13 protein-coding genes are annotated in these 15,951 nt (G+C 52.5%); all 13 read right to left on the minus strand.

Going from position 1 to position 15,951, the window contains the following annotated elements; translation table 11 throughout:
• Nucleotides 1-8: 8 nt before the first annotated feature.
• Nucleotides 9-3,524 (minus strand): SpaA isopeptide-forming pilin-related protein, encoded by a 3,516-nt coding sequence (locus RR842_RS04875; RefSeq protein WP_332729132.1) that lies wholly within the window; start codon nucleotides 3,522-3,524, stop codon nucleotides 9-11.
• A gap of 13 nt (nucleotides 3,525-3,537) precedes the next feature.
• Complete coding sequence (locus RR842_RS04880; protein ID WP_332729133.1) at nucleotides 3,538-4,023, minus strand: DNA gyrase; 486 nt, start codon at nucleotides 4,021-4,023, stop codon at nucleotides 3,538-3,540.
• Between the two features lie 207 nt (nucleotides 4,024-4,230).
• Nucleotides 4,231-5,166 (minus strand): conjugal transfer protein TrbL, encoded by a 936-nt coding sequence (locus tag RR842_RS04885; RefSeq protein WP_332729146.1) that lies wholly within the window; start codon nucleotides 5,164-5,166, stop codon nucleotides 4,231-4,233.
• A gap of 59 nt (nucleotides 5,167-5,225) precedes the next feature.
• Nucleotides 5,226-5,993 carry a hypothetical protein gene (locus RR842_RS04890; protein ID WP_332729134.1) on the minus strand — a complete coding sequence of 256 codons (768 nt, stop codon included), beginning with the start codon at nucleotides 5,991-5,993 and terminating at the stop codon, nucleotides 5,226-5,228.
• Nucleotides 5,994-6,008: 15 nt separating this feature from the next.
• A complete protein-coding gene (locus RR842_RS04895; RefSeq protein ID WP_332729135.1) occupies nucleotides 6,009-7,694 on the minus strand; it encodes an NlpC/P60 family protein in 1,686 nt (561 codons plus the stop codon).
• A gap of 2 nt (nucleotides 7,695-7,696) precedes the next feature.
• Complete coding sequence (locus tag RR842_RS04900; RefSeq protein WP_332729136.1) at nucleotides 7,697-10,189, minus strand: conjugal transfer protein TraC; 2,493 nt, start codon at nucleotides 10,187-10,189, stop codon at nucleotides 7,697-7,699.
• A 19-nt stretch (nucleotides 10,190-10,208) separates the two neighbouring features.
• Complete coding sequence (locus RR842_RS04905; protein WP_332729137.1) at nucleotides 10,209-10,628, minus strand: PrgI family protein; 420 nt, start codon at nucleotides 10,626-10,628, stop codon at nucleotides 10,209-10,211.
• An 11-nt stretch (nucleotides 10,629-10,639) separates the two neighbouring features.
• The gene (locus RR842_RS04910) at nucleotides 10,640-10,855 is read right to left on the minus strand and encodes a hypothetical protein (protein WP_332729139.1); all 216 of its coding nucleotides are present in this window, start codon (nucleotides 10,853-10,855) and stop codon (nucleotides 10,640-10,642) included.
• 179 nt (nucleotides 10,856-11,034) lie between these two features.
• The gene (locus RR842_RS04915; RefSeq protein ID WP_332729140.1) at nucleotides 11,035-12,876 is read right to left on the minus strand and encodes a type IV secretory system conjugative DNA transfer family protein; all 1,842 of its coding nucleotides are present in this window, start codon (nucleotides 12,874-12,876) and stop codon (nucleotides 11,035-11,037) included.
• A 5-nt stretch (nucleotides 12,877-12,881) separates the two neighbouring features.
• Nucleotides 12,882-13,475, minus strand: coding sequence for a hypothetical protein (locus RR842_RS04920; protein WP_332729141.1), 594 nt, complete (start codon nucleotides 13,473-13,475; stop codon nucleotides 12,882-12,884).
• A 2-nt stretch (nucleotides 13,476-13,477) separates the two neighbouring features.
• Nucleotides 13,478-14,314, minus strand: a complete 837-nt coding sequence (locus RR842_RS04925) for an ATP-binding protein (RefSeq protein ID WP_332729142.1) — start codon at nucleotides 14,312-14,314, stop codon at nucleotides 13,478-13,480.
• Nucleotides 14,311-15,093 (minus strand): helix-turn-helix domain-containing protein, encoded by a 783-nt coding sequence (locus RR842_RS04930; RefSeq protein ID WP_332729143.1) that lies wholly within the window; start codon nucleotides 15,091-15,093, stop codon nucleotides 14,311-14,313. Before RR842_RS04930 ends, RR842_RS04925 begins: the two co-directional genes overlap by 4 nt.
• Before the next feature lie 332 nt (nucleotides 15,094-15,425).
• Nucleotides 15,426-15,951 (minus strand): hypothetical protein (locus tag RR842_RS04935; protein ID WP_332729144.1); only part of this gene is annotated, 526 nt, incomplete at its 5' end.

Raw genomic sequence — 15,951 nt, forward strand, 5'->3', positions numbered from 1 at the left:
CCAGACAATCATTGCAGGTCCTCCTCTACATCCACGACCTCATCGGCTGCCTTGCGGCGGCGAAGATAGATCCCCGCACCGGCCGTTGTACCCGCACCAGCTGCTGCAAGTGCAACTACCCACCAGGGGAAACTGTCGCCAGTCTTCGGAAGGTCCGCCTGCTCACTTTCCTTAGCAGGCACAGCCTTATCCTTCATCTCAACCTTTTGCACATCACCTGTGGCTTCAACCGTGAACTTAACATCCTCAGCAATCTCATAGCCAGCGGGAGCACTAGTCTCGCGCAAAGTGTAATCGCCAGGTTCCAACCCGTTAATGCGGTGAACCTTGCCGTCGGTATCCCATTCGGCAACGACCTTGTTATCCTTGTCGATTACCCGCAAATGCGCTCCAGGAAGCTCTTCGCCCGTAGCGATATCGGTCTTGGAGATGTCGACCTTGGTATAGTCATCTTTCATTTCAACTTTCTGCACATCGCCCGTTGGTTCAACGGTGAACTCAACCGAAGTTGCCATCAGGTAGCCTTCAGGCGCAATAGTTTCAGTGAGTACGTAATCACCCGGTTCAATGCCAACAATACGATGAGCCTCATCAGTGGAAACCCATTCCTCAACGACATTGCCATCTTTGTCGATGATAACCAGCGTGGCACCCGGCAACTCTTCGCCTGTGGTGGCATCAGTTTTGCTGATATCCAAAACAGTCGGCGTGTTCTCGAAGGTGAGCTCAAGCGTATCGCTGAACTGAGCATCCTGGGCGTCCAAACCAATGAAGCCCTGGTCATCGACCTTAAAGGTTACAGGCTGGGTCTCCAATGGCATAAAATAGCCCGCAGGTGTTTGAATCTCTTCAACCTCGAACGTACCATGCGGCATGTAGGGCAGCTCTGCTGTGCCGTTAGCCTCAGTAGTCAACTCGTACTCCCACTTGACGTTAAAGCTGGAATCTAACTCGCCAACAGCTGCAGGTGCCATTTGCGTGATGCGAAACGTCGCGCCACCAAGCGCCTTGGTCGTGTCAGTAGAATCCACCTTCAACAATTTAAGCGTGGTCGGCATATCAACCATATCGAACTCCTCGACCACAACAGGCACAAGCTGGCCTTGACTCTGGATGCCAATGTGATGCTCCTCTGTATCGAGTGCCCAGCCTTCAGGACTCTTGGTCTCGTAGGCCACATAATTGCCCAGAAACAAATCCTCAATCGAGGCCTTTCCTTGCGCATCTGTGATCACGTAGCCGACAATCTGCCCGTCCGAAAAGCGCACGGTACCGTCGCCTGTTACCACGTCACCTTCGGCCTTGATACAGTACTCGGCTCCCTCAACTGGTACCTTGGTGGTGCCGTCGGTTTTGAGCAATTGGACCTCAGCGCGGATAGGTGCATCAGCATAGGTAACGATAATGGGATCATCCCACGTGTGGTATTCATCAACTGCGAAGGTAATATCCTGCCCACCCAACACGTAGCCCTCAGGTGCCTGCACCTCATGGATGGTATAGGTGCCCTCATCGAGCTTCATCGGCAAAGTGACATGGCCCGTGCTACCGATGGTGGCCCATGTGTCCACGACCACCTCATTCATGTGGTCGGTATAGGTAACCAGCTTGTCGTCATCGTCGAAGATTTGGAAACTGCATGCAAGCGGGATCGACTTGCCGGTAGTACTGTCGACCTTTTGGATGGTGAGCGGGGTCTGCGGGATATGGTTTGCCACTACCTGAATGGGATCGTACTGACCCTCGGCAGAAACCGTGATCTTCCAGTCGTCCACGCCAATGAGCGTGATACCGTGTTCGGCCTTCACGCGCTCAGCAACATCATCAGGAATAATTTCATGCACCGTGTATTCACCGTAGGCCAAAGCCGCACTCCAGCCTGCAGGCACATGGGTCTTCGTGGACGCAAAACCATTCTCGTCAGTGACAAGCGTACAAACGACGCCCCCTTGTTGCACCTCCTCGCCCGTATCAGGAGATACCACCGCACTCACGTTCTCATTGATAATCTGGAACTGCACGCCTTCGATGGCGATACGGGTAAACTCCTGATTCTCGTCATTATTGTTGGTAGGTACTTCCTTGAACAGGCGATAATCACCCCGCTGTACTGTGTCGGGAACCTTTGGCGTGTTCCACGAATACGCGCTCTCACCAATAACGCCGTCACTCGTGATCTGCACACAGAACTTACGTGGTGGATTGGCTGGATTTACCCCATCGTCAAGGTTATATCCCTGCGGCGCTTTGACCTCCTCAATCACTGCAGTTCCAAGCGGCATGCATGCCGTGGTGCCGTTGGTCTGATAGTAAAGGATATCTCCTGCAACCTTGTATTCGTCAGAAAAGTAAGCGAACCCATCCTCATCAGTCGCAAACGTCCAAGAACGCACAGGGTCCCCCGACGCCTGTGCTGCTTCGGCACTCGAATAGTAGCCATCGTAGTACCTCACGCTGAATTGGGCACCAGAAAGGTCAGACGCCCCTTGGGGTCGATTGGTGTTGGTTGTTGCATCCACCTTACCCACCAGCATGCCCACGGGGTCGGTGCGAGCCAAGTCAACGACCGTCCCGCCGTTGACCGCCGCAGTCGCATCAGACGCTACCGCCACAGGATACGCTGTCTCGTCAATCGCCATACCAGAAGAAGGCTCAATTTCCTTGACCCAGTAGCTACCTACTTCAAGCTCATCAGCCTTAGCATAGCCACCTGTATCCGTAACCATAGTCTTCACTAAATTGGAGCAAGCAGCATCAGCATACACACCATAAATCGCGTTTTCGACCGAATAGCAGCCGTTACCTTCAGTAACGTGAGGATTCGACGATACCTTCGTCAGTTCAACCGCGCCGTAAGGAATGTATTCAAAAGAAAGGATGAGCTGAGTACTTGAACCCGTATAGAGCATGAACGTAGAAAAGTTACCTGGCACTTCGCCACCGCGCATGGCAATCTGGCGTCCTGTAGCATGAATGTTGATCTCAGAACCATCAGTTCCAAATCCGATAACTTGCTCACGTGCCCAGTCCTTAAAGTCCTGGCTACACCCATAGAGCGCATAGTCTCCATTGCTTGAGAATGTGTCTGATAGCAGAATATGCGCAAGGGCCGCATAACGTGCATCGTTCATCTCAGTGCCGTCATACCACGTGCTTGGCCACAATGATGCATCAAATCCAGGGCTACCATAGCTAAACCAAAGATCAGCTATCGTTTCGGCACTGCGTCCGCTCGGTGCCACCACAGATTCCTTGGCGTAGTTTCCGGAACTTGGCGTAGCCGCCCCCGGGTTGCCGCAATAGGCCATCTCGCCGTTGACGTGCATCCAATTGGTTCCATATCCCCCATAATAAATTGCACCGCCCACAACCAAATCGGCAGATTCGCCAGCATAGGCATCGCGAATATCGGCCGCACCGACAGATAGAACCGAAGCAAACGCCAATGTTAGCGCCAACAAGACACTCATGGCTTTTTCTACCTTTGTAGGATGAATAACCTTTTCCTTTAATGTTTCTTGCATTTCTCCCACCGCCTTATCGTTGCTGACAAGTACGATTGGCAACGGGATTATCCTGACCTATGCGCGAGCTCTCCCGCGCGGTAGCAGCACGCTCTGCAAGTGGGCGCTCAGCATCATGCGCCTCGGCCCATCGGCGGCGCGCTTCCACAAGTGCTTCCTTGATTGCAGTCGGCATCACCTTAACAGTATCCTTAACTGCCGTCCCATCTTCATCGCGCAAAGGATTTCCATCCTCTCCGATGAACGTTTTTGTAAGCCAAACCTCCCGATTATCCAGCAATGGCACGTCGTACCAATCATCCCCCTTATACTTCGAAGGGTTCACAAACTTCGGACTGAATTGATAACCGCTCACATCAACGCCGTCTATAACGGTGTCCGAAGGTAACGTCACTTGGTTAAAGGTCTTTGCCTCGCCCGTTTCGCGATCGGCATACTCTATCCCTTGGCGCACAAAGCTCTTGTGAAACGAGAGATAGACGTTTTTCTTTTCTGCCATGTATATCAGTGCTCCTTTTCGTTTTCGGGCCCATGAATCCGGAAGTGAGCCCTTTCGTTATCGCGGGGACATAATGTCCCCGTAAACTCTCCGCGTCGTCATCGATACAACGCGACAGCCTCCTTTCTCCTTTTTAAGACAGCTCGAAATTCTTTTTCACCGTCTACCTTTATCTGATTTTTAACTGCATTGGAAACCGCCAAGCTGCTATCCGCCCACAATGTCACGCGCCCAGCTGCCACTCTTGACGAGGGACAAAATGAGCAGAATACACATTGCGAGATATTGAAGTGCATAAGTAAGGCCGTTAGCAATGCCATCGATGGGCGTATTTGTGCCAGGATTGGCAGCATTCAACCCGCCAAGGACGATTGGAAAGGACACAAGCAAAACAAGGATGATGATCCCCGCCAGACATACGGCCACGAAATTCTTAAGGTATCCAACGCCAATCTGACGTGTATCCTCGGTGCCCATCAATGCAAGCGGAATAGGACTAAAAGCAGCCATGAGGTATAGCTGAATGGCTCGTGCCCAGGAAACAACCAGTGCCACAATGTATGCCGCCAGCACTACGACCCAGCTGATAAGAGCCACAATAAGCATGGCGACAAGTGCTGCTACATCATCATTGGTGGTGACAATTGACACGGCATTGAGGTCGATAACACCGCCCGCGCCGAACATATTAATAATGCGCTCAATGGCAAGTTTGGTTACAGCATAGATTGACGACATAATCTCGAAGCTATTCTTTAAGAGAAACAAAAATACCGCGAAAAATACCAGTAGAAATACGACCTCTTTGATTCCCGGCATGCTCGCGTTTCCATCCATTCTCTGCGAGATTTGAATAAGCTTGATAGTAAACACAAACCCGAGAACTCCGCAGCCGATAGGCAGTATTGCAACCTGCCAAACGCCATAAACAAGAGAATACATGGTAGTTTCTCCTGCTGTGCCAAGCATCGAATCGAAACTAGCGGCAAGAATGCCGTCATAACCAATGGATTTAAGCATGTTTATTTGATTCGCGAAGATCCAGTTGCAGCACTCACGTAATACCCCGCAAAGCCACTTGTTAATGTCATCGCCAATGGCCGCAAACGCAAAGTCAGGAAAAAGCATAAGCGAACTTAGCATGAGAAACGTAAAAGCAAAGGGCAGAACAAAGCGCGGACTCTTGATTGAAACCACGTCAATCACCCCATCACTGTGAACACAGATGTCGCCCTTACGTATTCCACAGTGAGCAGCGTCCTTGCTGCATCATTGAGAGCGAAGTTAGCGCTGACGGTCCCCGTCGTATAGTCAACAACGAGAGACTCATCCCAGGTGGCCATCGTGGCCGAAGGCGCGTGGATATGGGCGTAGTCAGAAAGCGCCTTTACAAGCGTATCGGTGGTGCCTCCCAAAAGCTCACGAAACTCACTATTTACGCCCTCAATTGAAAGTGGTCCTGTGTCTCCTAGGCCTTGTCGATAGGTCTTCGAGAACACAAAGTCATCGGAAGATATAGTAAGTGCACCTGTCATATCGTGGCGAAGAAGCAAAAGTGAATCTTTCACCGTAGCGTCTGGGCAATCAACCTTCAAAACAATTGCCGTTTGATCATTTTCAATGGCCACCTCGCCCACATCGAAGGTTGTCATAGCCGACGAAGCGCCATCCGACTCTACGTATCGTCCATCCTTAAATACGATAGACGTCAAACCATCCGAGGATCCCCAAACGTTTGTTTTCAGCACCTCGATAACATCTCCACCGGGCAGCTTCGAATCTTCGGTCAAAGAGCCATCTCCTGTAGCATCAATCACTTCGTTTGTGGCATCGTCAATAGCCGCCTCAGCGAGTGCATCACTTTGCACCTGTTCAGCATGCACAACAGAGTAGCGAGCAACGGTGGTTGCCACCAAAACTAGAACCATGCCGATAGTTAGCGCGAGCAAGGCCTTCTTCCTTTTTTCCATTGATTGTTCCCCCTTCTAAAATCGCGCAGTAAGAGCGCAGGTAAAGTAATTAATCCCATTTGATACCTTGCAGACGTCTCCTGTCTGAGGTTCGTGTATATACTGGTCGCCGCCCACGTAGATGCCCACATGCCCGTACCTGTAGAGAATGTCGCCTGGTTGCGCCTCAGATAAAAGAACGGTATGCAGCACAGCCTTCTGATCCTCGGTGTAATGAGGAATAGAAATGCCCGCTTGGGCATAGCAGTACTGCGTAAGCCCTGAACAGTCCAGCCCCACATGAGGAGTTGAACCTCCCCAGACATAGGGAACACCGAGCTGAGAATAAGCGGCTTGCACGATGGCTTCGCCGTTGGTTGAGATCGATTCATACTGCTCAACGCTCATAGTGTCGAAGCGATAAAGATTGTAGGTGGCCATGATGCCTTTTAATGTATCGACGTAGCTCGAGCTGGTCGCATAGCCTGCGTCTTTGAGGCCCTCGGCCATCTTGTCAGATGAATGCGTCACGATAGCTTCTTGGATAAGGGAGTTGCCCGCATAGCGCGGATTTGCCAAGAACACGCGGCTACGAAACAAAATACAGTCCTTATGCGACTTGAAGGTAGTAAATTCAGCTATGACGTTCACCGCCTGTCCACCATCTTCCTCGCCGGTCTGCCAGCTGGAGTGTCCCGACACTTCTGCAGCAAGTCCGTAGCTTGCAGCCCATTTGATCCCAAAAAGATTGTTGTCGCGCATCGCCAATCCCGACAGATGATCGCCCTGACCTGACTCACATATAATCTGTGCGATGGTGCAGCCTGCCGGGTGTCCGTATTTCTCTTGGCACTCGAGCGCAGTCACGACCATCTCGCTGGTAATGTAGGGAGGCAAACCTGCAAGCGAATGCTTTGATGCCTCGTTCTCCCAAAAACCAAACAACGCACTGATAAGCTGCGAGACAACCATCATGGCAAGCACGAATGCGATGACGCCGACCATAACACCCGCTACCGTAGCAAGGGCACCCGATGCCATTGCGGCAAGCGTCTTGATACCACTTGCTTTCGCTGCAACCTGACCAGTAGCCTTTGCAGCCCTCACTTGCGCTGCATGGGCCTTAAGCCAAGTACGACGAGATTGAGCCTGAACCTTCGAAGTTGCCGCTTTGTCCTTGGCCTTTTTGTTTACAGCATCGCGTGCTCGCTCTTCAACGTTTTTTACGCTACGGGAGTTATTGACCCCCGTGGATTTTACGGCGTTGCTCGATGCCGCCTTTGATGAGCGTGCTGCTTTTGCCTTCGAAGCGACAGTTTGTGCATCCAATCCCCTTTGGTAAGCATTTGCAACGCCTCCAGTTTCATCAGCCTCGTCCATCTCCGAGACAGTAGATGCAAGGATTGCCGAGCGCATGTTTCGATGCGATTGCAACGCGGTAGCTGTTTGCCGGGCAACATTGTTTGCCGCTTGATCACCCGCATCTGCGCCATCGGCAGCACCCGCCTGGCGCGTTGCTCGCCCCAGCACGCTGCGCACAGAACTTTCGCCTTTACGCACACCCTTGAGCTCTGCTTTGGCGATTGCATCAGATGCTTTCACGATCCCAGTGTTTACCGCATCCGTGCGACCGAACTTGGCTTCAAAGATGCCATCATCTGCGCCTCGCGTAAACTTACCGACCGTTGCCGTTTCGCTATGTTTTGCCAGATTGTTCGTCACGGCTATTCCTCGGCCTTGTCTGCGAACCCAAACTCTAAACGGGCCTTGCGCTTCAAGGCCGCAATCTCCTCAGGCTTGGTGTTGAAGGTATCGTAGAGCAACCCCTTAGGCCAGCTATCCGTGATGGCGATGCGGGCGGCACCGGCCACCAGCAAACCTTCGCCGGGCTTTACGGATTCATCGATGCAGGCCTCCTCCTGCGCCGATAAATCAAGCAACTTTACCCATGCCTGGCGATCGAGCGGCGATTGCTTCAGCAACATAATGTAGTCGGAATTGAGTACCATATTGCGTGCCTCTTCATGCTCAAGCATATAGATGGAGTTTTGCGTGATGCCGGTGCAGATGAGGTTAAACTTGCGCCCCTCAGCCCAGAATTTAGAGAAGTAGCTGATGATAGCGGGGTGACTAAACAGGCTTTGCACTTCATCAATGTAGAGCCAGGTGGTAACGCCGCGCTCGAAGTTGTAATACATACGGTTGCGCACGGCCTCTAACGCCGTCAGCATACCGAACACACGCATGTTCGAGTTCAAGTCCTTAAAGTTGATGTTGGTGATGCGGTTGTCGAAACGCACATTCGACTGATTGTTGAAAAACGACAGAGCACCCTTCACGTAGCGCTCATAGCGAAGCGCGATGTCGCGTGCCTCGGCCTCAGGCTGGTTGCAAAGGATGTCATAGAAGTCACCCAGCGTTGGCATGCGGCCCTTCATGGAAGCTTCAACATAGGCCGCCTCCACACAACGGCTGATGATGGACTTATCGGATTCCGGCAAGCCTTGGGAGCCTTCGGCCATAGTGGCCGATGAAAGCGCCAGTATTGCCTCAATCTTGAACGCCATCTGACTTGCGTTGCCCATGTCGGCCACATCACCCAGGTCAAACGGGTTCATGTGGGTTGCCGAATCAGGTGCAAAGCGAATGGACGTGCCGCCAACAGGCTTGACTACCGGCGCGTATTCACCAGCGGGGTCGAAGATGATTATCTCGTCATCTGGGTAGAGCAGAATGGTATTGATGATCTCGCGCTTAACGCCAAACGACTTACCGCTGCCTGGCTTGCCGCAGTCAAAACCCATAGGGCTTGCAAGCTCTTTGCGATTGCACATAACCAAGTTGCCCGATTGTTTGGATTGACCCACATAGCCGCCACCAACCTGATTGAGCTCCTGACTTGCAAACGGCATCTGAATAGCCACCTGGGCGGTGGTCATCATGCGGCTCATCTCAACATGGTTATGGCCCAAAGGGAGAATCGAGTTCAAACCCTGTCGCTGGCGATAACCCAAAGCATCAAGATCGATGGAGTTACGGCGTGCCGTGCTCACGATTTGCAGTACCTGCTCATCAAGCTCTTCAAGTGTCTTTGCATAGGTATAGACCAAGCCCGTAAAGGTAAACAGGCGCTGGTTTTTATTCTGCAGATGGTCGAGTAGGTCTTCAGCCTCTTCTTTGGAATACTTGAGCTCGGAAGGCAGAATCTGGAAGTCATAGCCTTTCTTCACAGCTGTCATCTGCTCGTCAATGATTTCCTTATCCATCCAAGCAAGACGCTGCTTCACAAACGCTACCGCCTTAGCCTTGTCCATTGCCTGAATATGCAAAGTCACATTCAGTGGTAAGGCAAGATCAATGATGTCAGCCAAAGCACGATCGCTCAATTCACTACCGAAATGGCGAAACCCGAGCACTTGACCGTACATACCGTCAGAATAAAAGCAGTCGTTTCGTCCATCGGGTTTGAAATCAAGCACACCAGGTGCAATGAGATCCTTTGTGAGAAGACCACTTTTGGTTGACAGCTCATCGAATATCGGCGACACCAGAACGTGCCCTGGGCATAGTTGCGAATGTATGAGGGATAGGCGCTCCTCGCCGCGAACCACCCTCGCATCGCTTCGGATGCGGGCAAGTGTCGCCGCACAGTCGTTGCGCATGCGCGCAAGCTTTGGCACGGCAGCATCGACATTTGGCACACCAACCGCAAACGTTAAGTAACGTTCGCGCACCAAATTGCTCACACCTTCGCGCATCTTATCGTTGAGAATGCAATTGTATTCATCCACATAGGGGCGCGTACGCTCGTCATGACACGCGAAGAACACCTTGTTGCCAATCTCTTCTGTGGGGATAGGCGTGTTCACGATGTTCATCTGCACGCTTGTTTCAGCACCGAAGTAATCGAATAGCTGGCAGTAAGTAGAGAAAATCGCCTGCTGGTTTTCCTCACGCGCGGACTGATAGCTAATGTCGGTAAACTTCAATGTCTGTGAGAACATGCCGTCTTCCACCTGTGCAATGCCGTCTTGATAAAGGGCGTCATAGCCAATGTAGCTAACCACGTCCTTTGCAGCGAAGCGCTTTCGGCGCTTCGATTGGGTTTGCTCACTCAGTTCTTTTTCCTGGGCGCGAAGGCGTCGGGTCACGTCAGACTTACCGCGAGCTTTCGCATTTGCTTGCGCCAGCTTCAAACTCTTTTTTTCTTCCTTCATAGCGCGCTTCGCCTCGCGCCTAGACGTCTTCACTGCTCGGCTCATAGAGTTCAGCCCCCTTTCGTTTTGCTTTGCGCTGCCCCTTATGGTCGGTCTTTTCCGATATCTGCTCATGCATATTTGGCTCAAGCAGATCAATGGATGACGAATACAAGATCCTGTCATCGGTGAAGGTATGCTGAAACCAGAGAGACATGAATTGCTCGAGCTTCATTCCGCTTGGGCGCCAGAATCCGGCAAGCCAAAACGGCATAGAACACAACATCACGGGCAAAGTAGCGTCAGAAACCTCAATGCCCAACACAAAATAGGTACATGCGGCCGCCGCAATAGCAGCACTAAACCCACCGGCAACGCAGGCGAGCGTGCGCAGTGAGAGTTTGCCGAGCACCTTTTCGGTATATTCACCGATATCTTTATGTATGGATACACTCAGCATTGGCATCCCCTTTACGCAGGAAGCCAAGACGTATCGAGCATCCCAAAGTAAACGGCGGCTGCAATGATGATGGCTCCGCCAGCAATGGTTGAGATGGCGCTCGCAATCTGGGAGCCGCCTTGCTGCTCGCGAATAGCAAGTCCCAAGGCAACTGCGCCCCAAACCACCAAGAATCCACCTAGGAAGGTAACGCAGCCTGAAACGAGGCTGATGATATTAGCTAGCATGTCTTATATGCTCCTTTTCGTTAGTAAGAGAGCCCGCCACACAATGCGAAACGGACTCTCTGTGTTAAAATTCGCTGTTGGAGCACTTGTGCTCCTTTTCGTTTGGACGGCGGCGGCGGGTTTGGTCCGGAAGCCCTGCCCGCACTCAGGCGCCTTGCGCGTGCCGTCGTCCTTTTTTTCTAGCTCATATGCCTGATCCTTTCTTCCTGATATTTTTTGAAATCAAAACCTTCGGACACTTGCGAGACCTCATGTCCGGGAACCAAATCCCAGCGCTGATGTTTGTCCGTGGGATACTTCTCGTCAACAAGGGGCTTGGCATTGCTGAACAACACGATAGCCTTGCCTCTATCAAGCCTGCCCACCTCAGCCGCTTGCATGAGGTCGCGCTCGACACGTGCCATATTGCGCGAGGTCGATCCATTCGCCCCGCGGCTCACGTTGGTCGATATCGTGTCGACCGTCTCTTTTCCGATCATTTTTGAGATCATCTCGTTGGTGTCGTTTGATTTGCCACCTAAAAACAGTAACGTGTCACAGTTGTCCACGATGGTCTGCGCATCCTTCTCGTAGCGACTTTCCAGCTGTGCGAAAGATTGCAAGATGATGGTCATGAAAATGTTGCGCGAACGGATGGTGGTGATAGCATGCTCAATGTCGGGCAGCTTACCTGCATTGGCAAACTCGTCCAAAATCAGATGTACGGGTCGTTTTAGCTCGCCTTTGCAATCAACATCTGCCTTACGACAGAGCATGTGAACCGTCTGCCACATGAAAAGCGCCGTCAGAAACGAGAACGTCGATGACGTATCCGACATGACCACAAAAATAGCGCGCTTGCAAGAAGCGTCTCCCAACTTATCGATATGCATGTCATCGCGGCTCAAGAGCTTGCGAACCTGCGGTATAACCACGGGCTCCATGCGTGTATTGCAGGAGATGAGTATGGATTTCAGCGTCTTGTCCGCCGCATCCTTGAACATCTTGTAGTGCATAAGCGTGAAATCAGAATCAAGGTCAACAGGGTCATGCACGCGCACCCACTTGTAGCGGCCACCGCCATCAGCTCCAAACCCGCGAAGGCCCGTTCTTCCCTCAAACTCGTCATTTTCCACAAGGCGCATGCCGGTCTCGATCTCGCGAAACAGCATATCAAGCGGACTTAAGTAGCTCGGATCGTTTTCCTTTGCCTCGGCAAGGGCTAAAAGCGACACCACACCAGAAAGCGTACGGTCCTCAGGCGGGCAGTGATATACCAGGTATCCAAGCAGCGCCACAAAAAGCAGGCGCTCTGCCTTCTCCCAAAACGGATCGCCCGCATGGGCTTTATCCCCCGTGGTATTGGCGATGTAGCATTCCACGAATTCCAGGATATCCACCTCGTTTCGAAGGTTTATCACCGGGTTGAAATCATCAGATGCCGTCATATCGACCAGGTTCAAACAGGCTATGTCGTAGTCGTTTTCGATGAGCGCGGGAGCAACCTTTGGCATGAGCGTTCCTTTTGGGTCAAGCGCCACAAAATCTGCGTTCATCTGCAAGATATTGGGGATGACGTAGCGAAAACTCTTGCCCGAGCCCGTGCCGCCTATGACCATGACGTTGCGCGGCCGTTGAAACGCATCGCGCTTTCCCGATTGGTCAACTGCAAGCGAGATACTCTTGGTCAAGATGATGTTATTGTCAGCATGCTTTTTGTCGCCAAACTTGCGCGCATAGCGAAGCGACCCCCATTCGGCTGAGCCGTGCTCCTCGCCATAGCGATGGTTTCCGGCAGACAATATGGCCTGGCTCCACGCCACCCATACGGCTATAAAGCCAACAAATCCTGCAAGCAGTGGCCCTTTTTCGAAGCTTATAAGGCCATGCGTCATCACGTAGGTAGGCAGGCCTTCCAGCGCTGCCGACAAATTGAGTGTAAATGGTCCAGGGATTGAAGATAGACAGGCGATATAGGCATCCGCCGCCATAAATGCCAGAACAGACCCAACTCCAGCTGCAATAAGCCCTGCGACGCTCACACCCCTCATCGGGTCCTCACCTGTTGCATATCCTGGGTTTGCACGCGATCAGCAACCTTCACCTCACCGCGCTCGACCGCCCCCGATGCCTTGAGCGCAATCATCGCCTTATCCTTCAAGCGCTCGGTATCGCGAAGATCGCGACCCTTGACACGGCACTTATCTTGCTCTCGATCGTGCTCCATGCGCTCAAGTTGGGCGGCTGCCTTGTCGCGCGCCGCATCTGCAATACCTTCCAACTGCTCGAGCGAACCTGCAACGCGACCGGCATCGGCCAGCCGAAACACCAGGTAGGTCTTACCACCTTGCGGCTCATCGAAGTACTCGTGCTCAATACCGTCGGCCTTGAGCTTATCTGAAACCAGCTCACGAAGTTCTGGCCAACCCTCGATGGCCTGAAACTCAACCATGTCAAGCTTTGCCCACTCAGAACCGTTTTTAACCTCGTCGGACCCCGCAGCTTGCCCACGTGCGTTCTTTAACGCGTCTTTCAACTGCGAGGCAGCAGCAACGGCAGCGGCACGCCCCCGCTCCTGCCCAATCTTCATCATCCAATCAACCATCTTCTCGCCGGCGTCGTCGCCAAAATCATCATGCATGGCTAATCCTTCCTTTCTACTTCATCAAACGCCGCAAGCAACCGAGCGCGACGTTGCTCCGCTATGCGTGGCCGCCAGCTATCACCATCAAAGATGATGGGTTGACAACGCTCAAGCACACGGTCGTAAATACGCAATCTTGAAAGCGCATCCGGATTCTTTAGTTCTCTTAACGGAATATTTGTTGTGGTCACCAGCGGCTTACCACTGCGGTAGCGCTCGTCCACCACAACAAAAGCCTGTTCATCCATATAATCAGTAGCGCGTTCGCAGCCCAGATCGTCAATAATGAGCAAATCGAAAAGTGCAAGAGACTCCAACAGACTCACGCGCGAGCGCCCCTTCGCGTCCCAAAGAGCCGCTTCAACCCGGGGCACGCTTGTAAACAAAACACTCGAGCCTTGAGCGCATACCGCATTGGCAAGCGCAGCAGCCGCATAGGTCTTTCCCGTACCCACAGGTCCAATAAGAGCAAGACCATGACCTTCCGCGGCCATCTGCGGCCACGCCCTTGCAAAAGTCCGAACAAGAGACTCCGCACGCGAAACGTCCGTGCCCAGGTTAAAGGTGGCGTTTCGATCGTAGTTGATTGACAAGGTAGCCGCGGGGCTTGAAAGCAAGCGCCGGTCACGCTGACTCTTTTTAAGGCGGGACTCTTCGGCGGCAAGCGCCTCCTTCTCGCACCGGCACAGACAAACCGGTTCGATCAAGCGTCCCGCAAAAGACACCCGTACCTGCTTAGGACCCCCGCATTTGCCGCAGCGCAACAACCCATCATCACCAAGGTAGTCCCCCTCACAAACGGACGGCCCACCAATCGCGAAAAGAGGAGTTTTCATAGTGCCTCCCCTTCCGCAACGTCATACACTTTGTTGCCAATGCTTGATACCTGGTGTTTTTGCAGGCGCTGCGCATCGCGGCGCGCCCAACTGCGAATAGTCGCCAGATGGTCTTTGTAAGTGCGTCCCTTCGAGCGCATGTACTCACCCAAGCGCTCTATACGTTCTTCCCAGTCCTTAGGAAACTCGGCCTTGAGGGTCTCCAGCTCCGCATCCGAGAGAAAAACGTTGCCATAAATCCCGAATCGATGACGCGCCGGCCTTTCTGAATCGCGCAGGCCACAATCATGCCTTTTAGTATTTAATCTTTCAGTATTTAATGGATAAGTATTTGATACATGAGTACTTAATTGCATGGGATTTTCCTGCATTGGACCGCCCTGTACAGGATTATCCTGCCTTGGGCTATCCAACGTTGGAAAATCCAATGTTGGTTCCTCCCGCACAGGTTTGCTCGAATTAGGCAGCACGCCACCAGCCTCACCAACTGGACGCTCGAACACCTCATAGTCGCTGCCTCGAAGGCGTCCGTGGTCATCCCGGAAGCGTTCGCGACGCACGTAGCCTGAACGTTCAAGTTCGCGCACACCGCTGCGCACGGCATCAACCCCTTCGGGATTAATGGCGGCAAGCCCTTCCAAACTAAATTCCCAATCAGGCGGAAACGAGAGCATCTGCGACAACAATCCCTTGGCTTTGAGCGAGAGGCTTCTGTTGCGCAGATGATGGTTGCTCATGACCGTAAAGTCAGACGTCTTGCAAACGCGGAATACGGTCATGTTGCACCTCCTATCCCGCATGCGAGAGCCACGAGTGCCCCGATGCACGCAAAAGCAGCACCGAAGCAAAACGAACTGACCATTGCCCCACCTCCCTTCATTAAAAACGAGCCTGCCCCGTTTCCGGATGGCAGGCTCGCGTTCATCTAGTGTGTGTGAATTCGTCCTCCCATCAACGCTTTCGCATCAAAGGAAGGTCGCTGACCAGCAAGAAACTCGTTAAACGTGTTTGCCGGTCAGCTATGGTCGCGCTATGCTCTTGTCAAGGTGCGGAGGAACAGTCCACCCGCCTTAACAGGGAAACAGCGCGCTTGGAAACCGTGCTGGATACATCACACCAAACGACGTTTAAGGATTACATCGATAGCTCCACCCTCACCTATGGCGATAGATTCCACCACCACCTGTAAGTCGTTCTTTTCAGGCTCCCGCCCACCCCCAAGAACATCAAGCACCTCTCTTTCCCGCATCGCCTGGGTCTTGCCCAAAGACATCGGAAGAAGGCGATCACGTCGAACAGTCACAGGGGCCGACTCCCCCTTGCCGACAGCGCGAAACTCTTCCAAAGTAAGTTCGCCTTGAACCATCCTTTCATAGGCATCAAGCGCACGCGCCCTCATATCGCGAGTCTTTTGCGATTGCGGGCCACTACCGCCTTTACAGATTTTTCCTTGCCCGGGACCATCTTTTAAAAGCCGCTCTCTCAACGCTAAAGCTACCGCCGAGGCAATGTCGACGTCTTTAACACAGCGCTCATCACCAGATGCACATGCGCACGTACACTTGAAATAGCTCGCCATCACCGTGCGTTCACAGTGCTTTAAAGAATGTCCGCATTCAGCACGCACCACTAAACCG

This window comes from Gordonibacter sp. (assembly GCF_036667095.1).
In the GTDB taxonomy this organism is placed as follows: Bacteria; Actinomycetota; Coriobacteriia; order Coriobacteriales; family Eggerthellaceae; genus Gordonibacter.